We start from the raw sequence: 16684 nt of genomic DNA on the forward strand, positions 1-16684 counted from the left end.
AGGAGCACCGTGGGACTGGCTGAGGCACCGGAGGACCTGCGCGCGCTCGCCGGGCAGATGGACGACGTCGCCGAGCAGGCACGTGAGCTGGGCGCAGACCTCGTGGCCCTGCGCGAGACGATCGGTTGGCGCTCCGTCGCCGCCGAGGAGTACCAGGCGGCACTCCTCGACCACGCGGAGGCGACGACGCGCGGCGCGGACCGCGTCGACGACGTCGCCCAGGCACTCCGGGAGCACGCCGACGGCGCGGGGCAGACCCTCGCCGCGATCGAGGCCGCGCGCGGCTTCCTCCTGTCCGCCGCCGAGGAAGCCCGCTCGGTCCTCGGCGACCTGTGGGACGGCGTCGTCGACGCGGTGACGGACGATGCCCGCCGCGTGCTCGACATCGTCGCGGACGCGCCCTCGTCCGCCGTCGACCTCGGGTGGCTCGAGCGCGCTCGTCAGGCCGGCTGGCCGGGCTGACGGGCACGGCGGCTCAGGCGCGGATCTCCAGCGTGCAGCACTTGGCGCCGCCGCCGCCCTTGAGCAGCTCGGAGGTGTCGATGCCGATGGGCTCGAAGCCCCGCTCGGCCAGTGCCGCGGCGAGGTCCGTCGCCCGCGGGTTGTGGATGACGTGGCGGCCGTCGCTCACCCCGTTGAGCCCGAGGACGACGGCGTCGGCCTCGGTGGCGATGACGGCGTCGGGGAAGAGGCGCTCCAGCACCCGGCGGCTGCCCTCGCTGAAGGCCTCGGGGTAGTACGCGATCTCCGTGTCCGACAGGACCATGAGCGCGGTGTCCAGGTGGTAGAACCGCGGGTCCACCAGGCGCAGGGTGATGACGGGCTTGCCGATGACCTCCTGCAGCTCGGCGTGCGAGGCGGTGGAGGTGCGGAAGCCCGTGCCGGCGAGGACGTAGTCACCGACGGTGAGGATGTCGCCCTCGCCCTCGTTCGTCTCGGTCGCCTCGTGCACCCGGTAGCCGTGGTCGGCGAACCACTGCGCGTAGGCGGGGCCCTCGGGCATGCGCTGGGGGTAGGTGAACTTCGCGGTGTACATGACGCCGTCGCTCACCAGGCCGCCGTTGGCGGCGTAGACCATGTCCGGCAGGCCCTCGATCGGGTCGATGAGTTCGATGCGGTGCCCGAGCCGGACGTAGGTGTCGTGGAGCTCCTGCCACTGGGCGACCGCCAGGTCCGTGTCGGTCGGCACGGTGGGGTGCATCCACGGGTTGATCTCGTAGCTCACGGTGAAGTAGGTCGGTCGGCACATGAGGAAGTGCCGAGGCGTCGCGTCGCGGGATGGCCGCACGGCAGCCCCTTTCGTCTCGGGTGTGCTTAGAGCCTAGGCACACCCGAGGTCACCGGCGGCGTGGCACGCGTGACCCTCGACACGTCAGCGGCGGCGCCACGGCACGTCGGCCGGGCCTGTCTCCTCCTCGCGGGCCGAGCGGGCGGGCACGACCATGACCGGGCAGACGGCGTGGTGAAGGACGGCCTGGCTGGTGGAACCCATGAGCAGCCCCGCGAAGCCGCCACGGCCGCGGGAGCCGACGACGACGAGGTCGACCGCCGTCGAGAACTCGGCGAGGAGGGCGGCGGCGTTGCCGTCCAGGGCGTGCTGGCTGAGGCGCACCTGGCGGCCCTCGACGGCGCGGTCGACGGCGACGCTGAGACCGACCTTGACGTCGGCGAGGACGTCGTCACGGTCGACGGCGGCGGGTAGCCAGGCGAGGGAGCCGGACCCCCCACCGATGGGAACGGCGGCGACGGCGGTGAGATGGGCGTCCCACAGGACGGCCTCGTCGACGGCGCGGCGCAACGCGATGGTCGCCGACTCCGAGCCGTCCACGCCGATGACCATCCGGCGCACCGGCGTGAAGCCGGGCTGCCCCTCAGGGGTGCGGGGCACGACGACCGTGGGGCAGTGGGCGTGGGCGGGCAGCGAGGAGGACACGTTGCCGAGGAGCCGGTCGGCGAAGCCGCCGCCACCCCGCGTGCCGACGACGGCGAGCCCGGCCTGCCGGGAGAGCTCGACGAGCACGCCGGTCGGGTCCCCGAGCTCGAGCGCGCAGGTGACGTGCAGCTCGTCACCGACCCGTTCGACGGCCTCGTCGAGGACTGCCTGAGCTCCGGCCTGGATCGCCGAGTCGTCGACGGCCGCGAAGCCGCCGTCGAGGGACGCGACGGTGAAGGCGGGTACCGCGTACGCGCACACGACGTGAAGGCGCCAGCCGAGCCGGCGGGCCTCTGCCGCGGCCCAGTCCAGGGCCGCTGTGCTCGTCTCGGAACCGTCCACACCGACGATGACGACGTTCTCGCGGGGCATGTCACCCTCCAGGTCGGGAGCCGTTGCCCCCATTGTGCTCCCTCGCGCGCGGCGCGGCGGCGCTTCGGCAGGGACGCCGACGGGCCCGCACCGAGTCGGTGCGGGCCCGTCGGGCACGCGTGCTGGGGCTCAGCCCACCCGGATGAAGGTGGGGGTGCCGCGGCCGACGTCCGAGATCGGACCGGCCTGCAGGGGCTTGGAGGGGTTTCGGGCGGCGATGTGCTGGCCGTCGCCCAGGTAGATGCCCACGTGGCCGGGCCACCACACGAGGTCACCGGGCTGGGCCTCGGCGGCCGAGACGACAGTGCCGGCGCCGGCCTGCGCGCCGGAGCCGCGCGGGATGCTGATCCCGGCCTGCTGGAAGACGTACCAGGTGAAGCCGGAGCAGTCGAAGCCCGAGGGGCTGGCGCCGCCCCACACGTACGGGGTGCCGACGTAGCGGAAGGCGATGTCGACGATCGCGTTGCCCGAGGCGGCCGGCGCGGGGGCGGCCTGGGTGGCGCTGGCCTCCGCGACGGCTGCGGAGGAGGAGGACGAGGACGTCGACGCCCCGCTGCGGGAGGCGGTCTCGGTGGACCGGGCAGCGACGAGGGCCTGCGCCTCGGCGGCGGCAGCAGCCTCGGCGGCGGCCGCCTCCGCGGCGATGTGCTCGGCGATGGGGTCGGAGTCCTCGGCGACCGTGGTCTTCGGCGGAGTCGCGGCCACGGCTACGTCGGCGACGGCGAACTCGACGTCGGCGGGCACGGAGACGGTCGGGTTGACCGTCAGGGCCGTGCGGGCCTGGCTCGAGAGCGCGGAGACGTCGACCTGCGGGAGGGAGGAGCCCTCCGGCACGGCGACGGCGGTGCTGGCGGCCATCGTCAGGGCCAGGCCTGAGGACGCGGCGACGAGCATTCCGCGGCGGGCTGCCGGGCCGGCGACGGCCTGGCTGAGAGCGGTGAAGGGGGTGGTGGGACGGCACGCTGCGCGGTGGCGCGCCCCAGGCATAGTTACGGTCACGAACTGCCTCTCCTGTGTTGCCGACGAGGTGAGCTGTCGGGTTCGGATGGGAGTTCACCCGGCCCGTCCTTGCGGACGGGCTTCACCCCTAGGGGCCGACCGGAGCCGACCGCCACTACCTGGTTCCCCCGCCCCTGCCGACGGTCATCCTCTTGGGACCACGGGCGGCGGCAGGGTTGGGCTCCGTCCATGGGCTCATCACTGGAGGGCGTGAGGAGCGAGTCGGACACTACCTGAGCGTGTCGCCAATTGTCACGTTCCGGTTACGAAGCCTGTGGGTCTCGTGTCGCGACTCACACCTGTGGGGCGGCAAGAACCGCGAGATCCCGCGGTTCCTCAGGCGTCGACGAAGAGGTGCCGCGTGACGTCCTCGGCGACGTCGAGGACGAGCTCGGAGCCTTCGGCCCGGAGGGAGACGAAGCCCGCGCCGCGCTGGACGGTCAGTCGGGTCCCGGGGCGCACCCCCGCCTCGGAGAAGCGGGCGAGCAGCTCGACGTCCACCTGGAGGGGTTCCCCGATGCGCCGCAGGACGACCTCGGTCTCCGGGGTGCCGACGACCGCGGCCAGCGGCTGCAGCGGCGGGTCGACGGGCGCGAGGCTGTGCTCCCCGAGCTCGGCGAGCCCGGGGATGGGGTTGCCGTAGGGGTCGTGATGGGGGTGGTCGAGCAGCGCGAGGAGGCGGTGCTCGACCTGCTCGCTCATCACGTGCTCCCAGCGGCACGCCTCCTCGTGCACGTACTCCCAGTCCAGTCCGATGACATCGGTGAGGAGCCGCTCGGCGAGGCGGTGCTTGCGCATGACCTGGGTGGCGCGCTCGTGGCCGAGGTCGGACAGGCGGATGCGTCGCGCCTCCTCGAGGTGGAGCAGCCCGTCGCGCTCCATGCGGGCGACCGTCTGGGACACCGTCGGGCCGGAGTGGCCGAGGCGCTCGGCGATGCGTGCCCGCATGGGCACCACGCCCTCCTCCTCCAGCTCGTAGACCGTCTTGAGGTACATCTCGGTGGTGTCGATCAGGTCACTCATTGGTCGCTGCCCATCTCTCGCTCCTCCTCCCGAGGATAGGCCGACCCACCGGCCCCCGTGGCCGTCCTGTGGCGCAGGTCGTGCTTACGCCTCCGTTCCCACACCACCCTTCCCGCCGGAACCAGAGGACCGGGAGACCCGAGGGCGGGTGCCTCAGGTCTTCTCCCAGGGCTCGACGGGGCCGGGGACCCGCACGAAGAGGGGATGGACCTCGACGTCCGTGACGTCCCGGACGAGGGCGTAGCGGTCGGGGCTGCGGGTGGCGAGCTTGGCGCGCAGGTGGGCCCACTCGTAGGCGACCTGCCCCTCGGTCACCGGCAGCGGGGCGACGGCGTCGAGCGCCACGGCCCGGTCGATGCGGCTGCGGTCGAAGCGGTAGCCCCGCTCGTCGGCCTCGACGGCGAGCACGCCGAGATAGGCGCAGACCGCCGCGAGCGGGTCCGCCGTCGCCCGGAAGCGGACGAGCTGGCTGTGGCCCCGGTAGCCCTTGGTCCGTCCGGCGAGCACCGCCTGTGCCAGCAGCGTCTCGCGCCAGCACGCGACGAGCCCCTGCCGGTCGAGGTAGCGCGGGTGGACCGACCAGACCCTCATGCCGCCCCCTCCCTCGCGGGCAGTCCCAGGCGCACCGCCCACCGCGTCCACGGCGGGGCCACCCGCCAGTTGACGGCGAGGGTGCGGAAGGCGCGGCGGAAGCGGCGGCGCAGCTGGGCCAGCCCCACGAGGCTGCGCGCGGAGACGCCGACGACGATCGAGCGGTCCAGTCGCACCCGGCGGCGCGGGCCGAGGGCGAAGGCGAGGTCGAGGTCGTCGTGGAGCTCGGCGTCGTCGTCGTGGACGGCGGCGCGCACGGCGAGCCAGCTGGTGCGGCGCACGGCCATGCTCGAGCCCCACAGCGCGTGGTGGCCCAGCGCGAGGTAGCACAGCCCGTAGTAGGCGCCGAGGTAGACGGCGGAGACGACGCGGCCGGCGCGCGGCAGCTCGTAGAAGCTGCCGACGCCGGTGACGGCGTCCCGGCGCGGGTCGGCCATCGCGGCGGTGATGCGCTCGAGCCAGTCGGGGCCGGGCAGGGAGTCGGCGTCGAGACGGGCGATGACGTCGCCGCGCGCGGCGTCGTACCCGGCCGCCGCGGCCATGGGGATCCCGCGCCGCGGCTCGTCGACGACTCGGGCGCCGTACCTGTGGGCCACGTCCGCCGTCTCGTCCCGCGAGCCGTTGTCGACGACGACGACCTCGAGCGGCGCCACCGTCTGGCGCTGCAGGGCGGCGAGGCAGCGATCGAGGGCCGGCGCGTCGTCGAGCGCCGGGATGACGACGCTCACGCTCGGCCGGCTCACCGCGTCCACCGGGCCACGAGCAGACCGGCGCCGGCGCAGCCCAGTCCGCCGGCGATGAGGTCACCGATCGTGTCGCCGTAGGAGACGTAGACGGACTCGTCGACGAAGGTGTACCCGGCCCACTCGGCGATCTCCCACAGGACCCCCAGGGCCACGCCCACGCTCGCCGTCGTCAGCGCGATGCCGGCGCGTCCGGCGCGGGTGGCGGGGTCGGCGAGCAGGCCGCCGCGCAGCAGGACGATGCCCAGGGCGGCGGCGATGAGGCCGTTGACGAGCAGGTGGGCGGGCACGTCCACCCACGGCACCGTCTCGTAGAGCCCGACGGCGCTGGCCCAGCCGGCGGCGATGAGCGCGGCACCGAGCAGCGCCTGGAGGGTGGCGGGCAGGACGAGCACCCGGGCGAGCGTCACACCGCCCAGGACGAGGAGAGCCACCGCCGCGGCGACGGGGTCGACGGCGACGGCCGCCGGGACGCTGAGGACGGCGGCCACCGCGACGGCCTGCGCCGCGACCCGCGCGGGGCGCGGCCCGGGCACAGTGAGGAGCACGCCGGCGGGCGTGGTGGGGCGTGCCTGGTGCTCGTCGGCCATCAGCGGGTCCAGGCGATGGCGATGAGGAGCTGGGTGATGAGAAAGCCGGTGCCGAGGTTGAACCAGATGAACCGCCGCCACCCGGCGTTGGCCTCCTCGCAGCGCTCGTCGGGCAGGGAGCGGTAGGGCCAGATCGAGAGGATGTAGGGGACGACGAGGACGGCAGCCAGCGCGCCCGGCCACCCGGTCCACAGCGCGGCCACACCGGCCGCCGCGTACAGCCCGAGGGACAGGCGGGTGGTGCGAGCGGCGCCGAGCCAGGTCGCGACGGAGGAGATGTCCGCCTCCCGGTCCGCGGTGACGTCCTGGACGGCCCCAAAGGCGTGGGACGCCATCCCCCACAGGAAGAAGGCGACGAGCGCGGCGAGCGCCGCCCCCTCCGGGGAGCCGCCCGCGAGGACGAGCCCGAAGACGGCCGGGCTGACGAAGTGGGTGCTCGAGGTGAGCGAGTCGAGGACGGGCCGCTCCTTGAAGCGCAGCACGGGGGCGGAGTAGGCGATGACGGCGAGCACGCTCACGGTGAGCACCGCCGTCGAGGCCGCCGAGCCGAGCAGGACGAGCGCGACGACGAAGGGCAGGTTGCTCAGCACCGACGCCCAGATCGTCGTGCGGTGCCAGCGGCGGTCGAGGACGATCCCCTCGATGCCGCCCTTGCGCGCGTTACGGAGGTCCGACTCGTAGTCGAAGACGTCGTTGACCCCGTACATGAGCAGGTTGTAGGGGATGAGGAAGTACAGCGCCCCGACGACGAGCGCGAGGTCCACACCGCCGCCGGCCATGAGGTAGGCCGCCGCGAAGGGGTAGGCGGTGTTGATCCAGCTGACCGGCCGCGAGGAGCCGAGGAGCTGGCGCAGGGCGCTGCTGGCGGTGGCCGTCATGCCCGCTCCTCCGCGTCGCGGCGGGGGCGCAGCAGCTCCCACAGCGCCGGCAGGAGCAGCACCGAGGCGAGCGGCCAGGCGAGGTCCTCCACGGGGGCGAGGAGGAGCCGGACGCCGGTGAGCTCGGAGTCGTCGTAGCGGAAGAGGTCGGCCGCGATCATCAGGCTGTCGAAGACGACCGTGAGGACGAGCAGGGCCACGAGCGTGATCGCCGTCGCCGCCCACCAGCGCCGGCCCAGCCGCCGCACCCGGGTGGCGCCGACGGCGGCGGCGAGGACGGGCACGAGGAAGAGGCCCGCGAGCAGGAGGTAGCTCACCTCAGGCCACCTCCGCCGTCGTCGTCGTGCGGCGCGAGCGCAGGAGCAGGAGGACGAGCCCGTGGAGCACGAGCGTGAGGTAGCAGAGGAAGGTGACGAAGACGAGCTCCTCCAGGGGCAGCTCCGGGGCGAGCATGATGCCGGTCATCGCCTCGCTCGCCCCGCGGTGGTAGAAGCCGGAGGCGATCGCGGCGACGTCCCACAGGAGGAAGAACGCGACGCCGACGGCGAGCACGAGGGCCCCGCGCCGGGCGTCGGCCCACAGGACGAGCCGGAAGCGGGCGTCGAGCAGGGCCATGCAGCCGAGCGGGACGAGCAGTGCCGCGAGGTAGGCGAGAGCGATCACGAGGCCCACAGTGCCATCTCGTCGTGGACCCGGTCGCGGACGATCTCGGCGCTGATGAGGCACATCGGCAGACCGATGCCCGGGATGGTGCTCGCCCCGGCGTAGTACAGGCCGCTCACCTTGCGCGAGGCGTTGCCCGGCCGGAAGAAGGCGCTCTGCCGCAGGGTGTGCGCCGGGCCGAGCATCCCCCCGCGCCAGGAGTTGAGGTCCGCGGCGAAGTCACCGGGCCCCACGGTCCGGCGCACCCGGATGCGCTCGCGCAGGTCCGGGATCCCGGTCCAGGAGGCGAGCTGGTCGATCGCGGCGTCGGCGATCTCCTCGACGGCACGGTCCCCGCCGCCGTCGCGGCCGCCGCGCCCGAGGGACGGGTCGGCGGGGACCGGGACGAGGATGAAGACGTTCTCCGCGTCCGCGGGCGCGACGCCCGGGTCGGTGCGCGAGGGCGTGCACACGTAGGCGGAGGCCGGCCGCGGCACGCGGCCCTCGCGGATGTCGCGGAAGTTACGGTCCCAGTCCTCGGTGAACAGGAGCGTGTGGTGGGGCAGCTGCGGCAGCTTGCCGTCGACGCCGAGGTAGACGAGCACGCCACCGGGGCCCGGGTCGCGGCGCTGCCACCAGCGGGCGGGCCGCTCGCGCACGGCGGGCGGGAGCAGCTCGGTCTCGACGTGGTGGAGGTCCGTCGCCGCGACGACGACGTCGGCACGCAGGCGGTGCGAGGCGCCGGCGGCGTCGCGGTAGCGCACGCCCGTGACACGGGACGGCGGGCGGCGCCGGCCACGGGGGCCGGACTCGGTCGTCACGGCGGTGACGGTGGCGCCGGTGCGGATGGTGACACCCTGCTGCTCGGCGAGCCCGGCGACGGCCTCGATGAGCCGGGTGAATCCGCCCTGGGGGTACTGGACCCCACCGGTGAGGTCGAGGGCGCTCATGAGGTGGTACATGCTCGGCGTGCGGTCGGGTGAGGAGCCGAGGAAGACCGCCGGGTAGCCGAGGATCTGGCGCAGTCGGCGGTCGGTGAAGCTCGCGGCGACGTGCGCCTTGAGCGAGCGGCCCAGGAGCGGGAGCAGCCGGTGGGCCCGGCGGGCGACGTCCGGCACGGCCAGGTCCCGCCACGAGGTGAAGCTCGTGTAGAGGAAGTGGCGCAGCGCCATGTCGTAGGTCTCCTGCGCGGTGTCGAGGTACTGCGCCAGGCGACGCCCGGCGCCGGTCTCGACCCGCTCGAAGGCGGCGAGGTTGGCCTCGCGGTCCGGCAGGACGTCCAGCGCCTCGGTGTGCCCCTCGTAGAAGACCCGGTAGGCGGGGTCGAGGGTGACGAGGTCGAGCTGCTCGGCGCTCGAGCTGCCGAGCAGCCCGAAGAACCGGTCGAAGACCTCGGGCATGAGGTACCAGGACGGGCCCGTGTCGAAGCGGAAGCCCTCGGCGCTCCAGCTGCCGGCGCGACCGCCCACCTCCTCGCGCTGCTCGAGGAGCTCGACGCGGAAGCCGTCGCGGGCGAGCAGGGCGGCCGTCGCCAGCCCCGAGATCCCTCCCCCGACGACGACGGCGGTGGGCGCGTCGGCCTGCGCTGCCCCGCCCGGTGCGGCCGAGTGTGTCATCGACGTCCTCCCGTGAGGGTCCCGCGCAGCACGATCCGCGCCTTGACCGGGTCCGGCACCCGCACCCGCTCGGTGCGGATCTGCGCGGCAGGGGTCTCCCGCAGCCGCTGGGACAGCTCGCTGAACAGGCCGTGGGCCACCCGCACGGCGCGCCGGCTGCTCGAGGGCAGCCGGACCAGGGCGCGCTCGGCGGCGGCCAGGTCCGCGTCGATGTCGTCGAGGAGGGCGTCGCGGTGCGCGTCGGTGAAAGCCGCGGGGTCCAGCCCCGGGAAGTACGTGCGCCCCAGCGCATCGTGGTCCTGGCCGAGGTCGCGCAGGAAGTTGACCTTCTGGAATGCGGCGCCCAGGCGGCTGGCCCCGGGGGCGAGACGCCCGTAGGTGGCGTCGTCACCGTCGACGAAGACCCGCAGGCACATGAGCCCGACGACCTCCGCCGAGCCGTGGACGTACTCGGCCAGGCTCGCCTCGTCGTGCGCGTCGACGGACAGGTCCGCGCGCATCGAGGCGAAGAACGGGGTGATGAGCCCGGGGCCGATTCCGTAGCGGCGGGCGGTGCGGGCGAAGGCGTGGACGACGAGGTTGGCGCTGCGGCCGCTGAGCAGCGCCTGCCGGGTGTCCTCCTCGAGCGCGTCGAGCATGGCGCCGCGGTCGGCGGCGGACCACGACTGGTCGGGGTCGTCGACGATCTCGTCGGCCACCCGGACGAGGGCGTAGATGTTGCGCACGTGCTCCCGGTCGCCGGGCGCGAGCAGGCGGCACGCCCACCCGAAGGACGTCGAGTACGTGGCGATGACGACGGCGGCGCTGCGGCTGGCGACGTCGTCGTACCGGGAGGCCGCGGCGGGCCGGCGGGACGGACGGCTCACGCCGCCCTCGCCCCGCGGGTGACGGCACTGGCCCACTCGTCCAGGAGCGGGGCCTCCGGCAGGTGCGCGACGGCCTCGCGGGCCTCGCCGGTCAGCTCCTCCGCGAGCCCCTCGACGAAGGCCCGCGCCCCGCACTCCTCGAGGAGGAGACGGACGCGCGCGGCGTCGTCGTCGTCGGCGGTGCCGGAGGCGAGGTAGGGGCGGATCTGTGCCCACGCGGGGGTGGTGCGGGCGTAGGCGATGAGCGGGGTGCACTTGCCCTCGCGCAGGTCCGACACCGAGCTCTTCCCGGTAGCCGCCTCGTCACCGAACATGCCGTCGAGGTCGTCGCGGATCTGGTAGACGATGCCGAGGAGCCGGGCGAAGCGGGTGAGCGCGGCCTCGTGCTCGGCGTGCGCCCCCGCGAGCACCGCGGCCAGCTGGAGCGGCAGCTCGAAGGAGTACACCGCCGTCTTCTGGTGCTCCATCGTGATGACGGAGGGGACGTCGGCGTCCCCCTCGAGGCTGAGGCGCACGTCGGTGAGCTCGCCCGCGGCGCTCAGGTGCAGCGCCCGGTCCACGAGGTCGAGCATGCGCGCGACGGTGGCCGGGCTCGCCCCGCACAGCGCGATGACGCGGACGGCTCCGGCGAGCGCGAGGTCGCCCGCGAGGATGGCCGCGCTCTGGCCGTAGTGGGTGGCGCGCTCGGCGTCGTGGCCGCGCCCGCGCGCGTCGGCCGCGAAAGTGCCGACGACGTTGGGCCGGCCGCGGCGGACCGTGTCACCGTCGATGACGTCGTCGTGGACGACGAGCGCGGTGTGGAGCAGCTCGAGGGCGGCCCCCACCTGCGCGGCGACGTCGGTCTGCCGCCCGCCCAGGGCGAGGTAGACGCTGTGGAAGAGCATGGGCCGCAGCCGCTTGCCGCCCGCCGAGGCGTCGCGGAGCGCGGCCCACAGCCGGGTGTGCTCCGCGCCCACGAGGTGGCGGGTGCCGTCGGTGAAGAAGCCGGCGAGCGCAGCGTCCACCGGGGCGGTGTCCACCGTCTCGCGCGGTGGGGCGCTCATCCGGAGGCGCTCTCAGGCAGGTGGCCGGCGGCCACGAGACGCTCGACCTGCGCGACCATCCACGGGCTGACCGCCCACGGCGCGACCTGGACGGTCTGCACGGCCTCGCGGGGGTCGACCCACCGGTGCTCGGCGACCTCCTCAGGGTTGGGCTCCGGCTCCTGGGTGGTCCTCGCGACGAAGACGGGGCAGATCTCGTTCTCGACGATGCCGGACGCGTCGACGGCGCGGTAGCGGAAGTCGGGGACGGCGGGGCGCACGTCGGTGACCTCGAGGCCGAGCTCGTGGCGGGCGTGGCGGGTGATCGCCTCCGCGATGTCCTCTCCCGGCCGCGGGTGCCCGCAGAAGGAGTTGGTCCACACCCCGGCCCACGTCTTCTTGCTCAGCGCCCGGCGCGTGAGCAGGAGCCGGCCGCTCGCGTCGGTGAGGTAGCAGGAGAAGGCGAGATGGAGGGGCGTCTCCGCGGTGTGCACGGTCGGCCGCGGGGCTGAGCCGATGGCCGTGCCGTCCTCGGCCAGCAGCGTCACCAGGTCCTCGGTCGAGGTGGTCATGTCGTGGTCTCCTGTCTTCCGACTCGTGTCTCAGCTCCCGTGCGCAGCCGCACGACGATCGTGACGACGGCGACGACGGCGGCGGCCGTCACCGCCGCGACAGCGGTGGTGGTCGACTCGGGCGCACCGGAGGTGCGGGCCACGGCGATCCAGCTCAGTCCCCACACGATGGTGGCGGCGGGCGCGAGCCGTCCATGGCCGACCACGGCGAGGGCCACCCCGACGACGGCGACGGCGGCGAGCACGCCGACCGCCCACCACTCGGGGGCGCCGCCACCGGTGAAACCGCTGTCGAGCAGTGCGGCGGCGGCATTGGCGCAGGTCGCCACGCTCACCCAGCCGAGGTAGAGCCCCACGGTGCCGTCCGCGACGAGCGCCTCCACCCGGCTGCGCGGGGGGACCGCGAGCAGCCGCTGGAAGGTGAGCGCGAGCACGGCGAGGAGCGCGACGATGACGACGACGCTCAGCCACACCTGGCCGGCCTGCACGGTGAGGATCCAGGCGGCGTTGAGCACGAGGGAGGCGACGACCAGCCAGGCGATCCGGCGCCGGTCGGTGCGGTCCCACCACTGCCACAGCGTGTACAGGCCCAGGCCGCCGTAGATGACGCTCCACACGGAGAACGCCGGGGAGTCGGGGGCGAGGTGGGTGGAGTCGGCGGCGAGCACGCCGCCGGCAGCCTCGGCGATGGGCGTGCCGCCGAAGAGGCCCACCCCGATGAGCGAGCCCACGACGCACACGACGTAGGCGACGGTCACCGCGACCTGGCGCACGAGGGCCGGCCGTGACTGGCTCATGCGCTGCTCCCCATCGCCGTCGTCTCCTTCGCGGCCGCCGTCGAGTCGTCCTCGTCCTCGGGCACGCGGGCCTTCCAGGGCCACCATACGTTCCGGCCGATGTCGTGGACGAGCCCGGAGACGAGGAGGCTACGGACGATGAAGGTGTCGATGAGGACACCGACGGCGACGATGAAGGCCAGCTGGACGAGGAAGAGCAGCGGGATGACGACGAGCGCGCCGAAGGTGGCGGCGAGCACGAGGCCGGCGGAGGTGATGACACCACCGGTCATCGTCAGGCCCCGGCGCACGCCGTTGCGGGTGCCGTGCTCCAGCGACTCCTCCCGCACCCGCGTCATGAGGAAGATCGAGTAGTCGATGCTCAGCGCCACGAGGAAGACGAACCCGAAGAGCGGGACGGAGGCGTCCGCGCCCGGGAAGTCGAAGACGTGGTTGAAGAAGATCGCCGACAGCCCGAGCGTGGCCGCAAAGGACAGGACGTTGACCGCGAGGATCACCAGCGGCGCGGCGATCGCCCGCAGCAGGATGACGAGCATGACGAAGATGACTGCGAGGACGAGCGGGACGATCGTCCGCAGGTCCTGCTCCGCCGTCTCCTGGGTGTCCAGGCGCTGCGCTGCGGCGCCACCGACGACCGCGTCGGGGTCGACGTCGCGGACGGTCTCCCGGACGTCGCCGGCCACGACGGTGGCCTCCTGGCTCTCCGACGTCGCGGTGGTGGCGGCCTGGATCTCGACCAGGCCGTCGACGACCACGGGGGCGTCGTCCTCCCCGGTGACGAGCTGCGCGCTCTCGACGCCCTCGACGCCCTCGATCGCCGCGACGGCGTCCTCGGCGCTGGCCTCGGCGGTGATGACGACGAGCGGCTGCACCTGTCCGGCGCCCTCGAAGTGCTCGACGAGCACGTCCTGGCCCTCGACCGCCTCAGTGGGGTTGAGGAAGACGTCCCCCTCGCCGGTGCCCTCGGCCTGCAGGGTGGGCAGGAAGGCGGCGAGTGCGAGGAGGGCGACGGCGGTCGTGCCCCAGATGAGGCGCGGGCGGCGAGCGACCCCGCCGGCGATGCGGCCCCACAGGCCCGTGGAGCTCTCCGAGGCCGGCGCAGCATCGGGGCGGTACTGGGGCCGGCGCGGCCAGAACAGCGCGCGGGAGCGGCTGCCCGCGACGAGGAGCAGCGCCGGGAGGAGGGTGAGCGCGCCGAGGACGGCGGCGGCGATGCCGATCGCGCCGACCGGCCCGAGGCTTGCGTTGGAGCCGAGGTCCGACAGGAGCAAGCACAGCAGGCCGGCGATGACGGTCCCGGCGGAGGCGAGGACGGGTGGCACGGAGGCACGCCACGCCTTGGCCATCGCCTGGCGCGGCTCGGCGTTGCGGGTGAGCTCCTCGCGGTAGCGGGCGACGAGGAGCAGGGAGTAGTCGGTGGCCGCGCCGATGACGAGGATGGAGAGGATGCCCTGGCTCTGGCCGTTGAGGAGGAGGGCACCGCTGCCCGCGAGCGGCTTGATGACGAGGGCAGCGGCGCAGAGGGAGAAGACCGCGGTGAGCAGGACGGTGAAGGGCAGGATCGGGGAGCGGTAGACGACGACGAGGATGAGGAGCACGACGACGAGCGCGACGAGGAGCAGGACGCCGTCGATGCCGCCGAAGGCGGCGCCGAGGTCCGAGACGAAGCCCGCCGGCCCGGTCACCCACGTGTCGAGGTCCGCGTCGGCGAGCGTGTCCGCCGCGAGGGTGCGCAGCTCGGTGACGACGACGTTGCCGGTCCGCTCCCCCGTGTCACCGAGGTTCTCCTCGGCCTCGTCACCGTTGATCGAGACCGGCAGGAGGATCGCCTCGCCGTCCTCGGCGGGGACGACGGGGACGGGCCCCTCGAGGACGTCACCGAGGGCCCGGCCGTCCGGCAGCTCGAGCTCGGGCACCTGCCCGGCGAACTCCTCGGCCGCGGCGAGCTGCTCGGGGGAGAGCTCGCCACCGCCGGCCGCCGTCGCGACGAGCAGCGCCGGCAGGGGCTGGTCCCCGGCGAACTCCTGGGCGAGCTCGTCGGCGCGGGTGGACTCGGCGCTCGAGGGGAGGAACGCGGCCTGGTCGTTGGTCTGCACCTCCGACAGCGAGCCCTGCGCCATGCCGCCCAGGCCGCCGACAGCGAGCCAGGCGAGCAGGACGAGGACGGTGAGGAGCGCGCGCACGACTGCGCCACGACGACCGTCGGACTTACGGTGACTGGGGCCGGACTGGCCCTTAACACTAAGCACGCTTAGTAATATGATCGAGCCGCCCGAGGCGCGCAACCGGAAAGGACATCGTGACCGACCGAGAGCTGGACCGCTCACCGGGAGCCGTGGGCACGCGAACCGCGACGGACGGCGTGACCTTCCCGCCCCCCGAGACGTGGCCGACGGGCCGGCTGCTGTCCGCGGCGGCCCGGCGCGTCGAGCGTGCCTGGGACGCCTACCTGGCCCAGTGGGGGCTCACGCACGCGTCGGTGCCGGTGCTCGTCGTCCTGGCGCGCGGCTCGTTGTCCCAGCGCGAGATCGCCGCGCAGATGCACGTGACCGAGCAGACGATCGGCCGCGTCCTGCGCGGGCTGCAGGCCAGCGGCCACATCACTCGCGCCCCTCACGCCGAGGACCGCCGGCGGCACGTCGTCTCGCTCACGGAGGACGGCCGGGACGCGCTCGCGGCGCTGGACCGGGCACAGTCCGTGGAGGCGCTCATCGGCGGCTCCCTCAGTGCGTCGGAGACCGCCCAGCTGCGGGCCCTGCTCATCCGGATGCTCGCCGACCTCCCCCGGACCGACGACCTGGGCTGAGCCGGGAGCGCCTACGATCGACGCGTGATGGACACCACTCCGCACCGGCCGATCTTCTCCCTCGGCCCCGACGACGAGCCGCTCTACCGCGACCAGCCCGTGTCGGGGCTCCTGGATCGCCACGTCGAGTCGGTGTGGGGCCTGCTCGTCGACGACGTCGAGAACCCGGCCCTGCCGCCCGCCGAGCCCTTCCCGCTGCCCGTGCGGACCGGGGACACCCGGGTGGACGTGCAGAGCGCGATCGCCCAGCTCGCCCCGGTGTGGGGCTTCCGGCCGCTGCTCGACATCACCCCCTCCCGCGCCCGGGACGACCTGGCCCGTGCCTCGGTGCTGGCGCTGTCCTTTGTCGCGCAGTCCGCCCGCGGACCCGAGCTGGCGATGGTCCCGCAGCACGAGGTGGAGCAGGGCCGTTCGGTCGCCGATCGCTTCCTCATCCGGTGGCGCGGGGACACCCGCCCGGACCACGCCCGCGCCCTGGACGCGCTGTGGACGATCGTCGCGGAGGACGGCCCCGACTCCCCCTCGACCCTCATCGCCCGGACCGCGGCGAGCACGGGCGCGGACGTCGGCGCCTGCCTCGCGGGGGCGATCTCCGGGGTGAGCGGGCCGCTCGCCGCGGGTGCCGCGGCCCGCGCCCGGCAGGTGGCGGTGCGGGTGCACGACGGCCTGGACCCCGCCACGGCTGTGGACGACGCGCTGCGGGAGCAGGCGATGGTGCCGGGGCTCGTGCCGCGCGAGCGGGACCGGCGAGCGGCCATGCTCCGCGAGGTGTGCCGCCAGCTGGACGTGCGGCTCTTCGCCGCCGGCCGCGCGATCGAGGAGGCCGGCCGCGAGCGGATCGCCGAGGCGACCGGACGCCCGTCGAGCGCCGGCGTCAACTTCTGGGGCGCCCTGCTCCTCGACCACGTCGGCTTCGAGGCGAGGCTCTTCAACGCCCTCATCGTCTGCGGCCGCACCGCCGGCTGGTCGGCCCACATCCTCGAGGCCCAGAAGTCCCTCCACCCCTGACCGCCCACCCGCCAGCCCCCCCCCCCCACCCCCCCCCCACCCCCCCCCCCCCCCCCCCCCCCCCCCCCCCCCCCCCCCCCCCCCACCCCCCCCCCCCCCCCCGCTGGGCGCCCGGCGTGGCCGCCACGAGCGGGCCCTCGGCGACGACGACGCCGTTCTCGAGGATCCGGTAGGACGTCGCGTTCGTCCCCCACCACAGGTCCGCGGCCACGGTGAAGCTGCCGTC

The 16684-nt window shown here is 74.2% G+C and carries 19 protein-coding genes and 1 riboswitch; of the genes, 3 read left to right on the forward strand and 16 right to left on the reverse strand.

Annotated features, from left to right (window positions below):
* Positions 1–9 precede the first annotated feature (9 nt).
* Positions 10–462 carry a hypothetical protein gene (locus tag M3148_RS14795; protein WP_251305482.1) on the forward strand — a complete coding sequence of 151 codons (453 nt, stop codon included), beginning with the start codon at positions 10–12 and terminating at the stop codon, positions 460–462.
* A gap of 13 nt (positions 463–475) precedes the next feature.
* On the opposite strand, the gene ddaH is transcribed toward M3148_RS14795, so the two are convergent.
* The 16 genes from ddaH to M3148_RS14875 all read right to left on the reverse strand — a co-directional run bounded on the left by ddaH (position 476) and on the right by M3148_RS14875 (position 14827).
* Positions 476–1288 carry a dimethylargininase gene (gene ddaH / locus M3148_RS14800; protein ID WP_368859563.1) on the reverse strand — a complete coding sequence of 271 codons (813 nt, stop codon included), beginning with the start codon at positions 1286–1288 and terminating at the stop codon, positions 476–478.
* 84 nt (positions 1289–1372) lie between these two features.
* A complete protein-coding gene (locus M3148_RS14805; RefSeq protein ID WP_251305483.1) occupies positions 1373–2305 on the reverse strand; it encodes a universal stress protein in 933 nt (310 codons plus the stop codon).
* 129 nt (positions 2306–2434) lie between these two features.
* The gene (locus tag M3148_RS14810; protein WP_251305484.1) at positions 2435–3304 is read right to left on the reverse strand and encodes a C40 family peptidase; all 870 of its coding nucleotides are present in this window, start codon (positions 3302–3304) and stop codon (positions 2435–2437) included.
* 2 nt (positions 3305–3306) lie between these two features.
* A riboswitch (cyclic di-AMP (ydaO/yuaA leader) is annotated at positions 3307–3464 on the reverse strand.
* 176 nt (positions 3465–3640) lie between these two features.
* Entirely contained in the window at positions 3641–4327 is a 687-nt protein-coding gene (locus tag M3148_RS14815; RefSeq protein ID WP_251305485.1) for a metal-dependent transcriptional regulator, read from the reverse strand.
* A gap of 153 nt (positions 4328–4480) precedes the next feature.
* Positions 4481–4918 (reverse strand): pyrimidine dimer DNA glycosylase/endonuclease V, encoded by a 438-nt coding sequence (locus M3148_RS14820; RefSeq protein ID WP_251305486.1) that lies wholly within the window; start codon positions 4916–4918, stop codon positions 4481–4483.
* Positions 4915–5646 (reverse strand): glycosyltransferase family 2 protein, encoded by a 732-nt coding sequence (locus tag M3148_RS14825; protein WP_251305487.1) that lies wholly within the window; start codon positions 5644–5646, stop codon positions 4915–4917. Before M3148_RS14825 ends, M3148_RS14820 begins: the two co-directional genes overlap by 4 nt.
* A gap of 11 nt (positions 5647–5657) precedes the next feature.
* A complete protein-coding gene (locus M3148_RS14830) occupies positions 5658–6251 on the reverse strand; it encodes a hypothetical protein (protein WP_251305488.1) in 594 nt (197 codons plus the stop codon).
* The gene (locus tag M3148_RS14835; protein ID WP_251305489.1) at positions 6251–7129 is read right to left on the reverse strand and encodes a prenyltransferase; all 879 of its coding nucleotides are present in this window, start codon (positions 7127–7129) and stop codon (positions 6251–6253) included. The genes M3148_RS14830 and M3148_RS14835 overlap by 1 nt, the downstream gene beginning before the upstream one ends.
* Complete coding sequence (locus M3148_RS14840; RefSeq protein WP_251305490.1) at positions 7126–7446, reverse strand: lycopene cyclase domain-containing protein; 321 nt, start codon at positions 7444–7446, stop codon at positions 7126–7128. Before M3148_RS14840 ends, M3148_RS14835 begins: the two co-directional genes overlap by 4 nt.
* A gap of 1 nt (position 7447) precedes the next feature.
* A complete protein-coding gene (locus M3148_RS14845; protein ID WP_440136956.1) occupies positions 7448–7792 on the reverse strand; it encodes a lycopene cyclase domain-containing protein in 345 nt (114 codons plus the stop codon).
* Positions 7789–9387, reverse strand: coding sequence for a phytoene desaturase family protein (gene crtI, locus M3148_RS14850; RefSeq protein ID WP_251305491.1), 1599 nt, complete (start codon positions 9385–9387; stop codon positions 7789–7791). Before crtI ends, M3148_RS14845 begins: the two co-directional genes overlap by 4 nt.
* On the reverse strand, positions 9384–10253 hold the full coding sequence (locus M3148_RS14855) for a phytoene/squalene synthase family protein (protein ID WP_251305492.1): 870 nt from the start codon (positions 10251–10253) through the stop codon (positions 9384–9386). Before M3148_RS14855 ends, crtI begins: the two co-directional genes overlap by 4 nt.
* Positions 10250–11296 (reverse strand): polyprenyl synthetase family protein, encoded by a 1047-nt coding sequence (locus M3148_RS14860; RefSeq protein ID WP_251305493.1) that lies wholly within the window; start codon positions 11294–11296, stop codon positions 10250–10252. Before M3148_RS14860 ends, M3148_RS14855 begins: the two co-directional genes overlap by 4 nt.
* Positions 11293–11847: an isopentenyl-diphosphate Delta-isomerase gene (idi, locus tag M3148_RS14865; RefSeq protein ID WP_251305494.1), complete on the reverse strand. Its 555-nt coding sequence runs from the start codon at positions 11845–11847 to the stop codon at positions 11293–11295. Before idi ends, M3148_RS14860 begins: the two co-directional genes overlap by 4 nt.
* Positions 11844–12644, reverse strand: a complete 801-nt coding sequence (locus M3148_RS14870) for a tryptophan-rich sensory protein (RefSeq protein ID WP_251305495.1) — start codon at positions 12642–12644, stop codon at positions 11844–11846. Before M3148_RS14870 ends, idi begins: the two co-directional genes overlap by 4 nt.
* On the reverse strand, positions 12641–14827 hold the full coding sequence (locus M3148_RS14875) for an MMPL family transporter (protein WP_251305497.1): 2187 nt from the start codon (positions 14825–14827) through the stop codon (positions 12641–12643). Before M3148_RS14875 ends, M3148_RS14870 begins: the two co-directional genes overlap by 4 nt.
* 116 nt (positions 14828–14943) lie before the next feature.
* Between M3148_RS14875 and M3148_RS14880 the strand changes: the two genes are divergently transcribed.
* Both M3148_RS14880 and M3148_RS14885 read left to right on the forward strand, forming a co-directional pair.
* Entirely contained in the window at positions 14944–15450 is a 507-nt protein-coding gene (locus M3148_RS14880; protein WP_251305500.1) for a MarR family winged helix-turn-helix transcriptional regulator, read from the forward strand.
* A 27-nt stretch (positions 15451–15477) separates the two neighbouring features.
* Entirely contained in the window at positions 15478–16458 is a 981-nt protein-coding gene (locus M3148_RS14885) for a citrate/2-methylcitrate synthase (RefSeq protein WP_251305507.1), read from the forward strand.
* Positions 16459–16684 lie beyond the last annotated feature (226 nt).

The organism is Georgenia satyanarayanai (genome assembly GCF_023715365.1).
In the GTDB taxonomy this organism is placed as follows: domain Bacteria; phylum Actinomycetota; class Actinomycetes; order Actinomycetales; family Actinomycetaceae; genus Oceanitalea; species Oceanitalea satyanarayanai_B.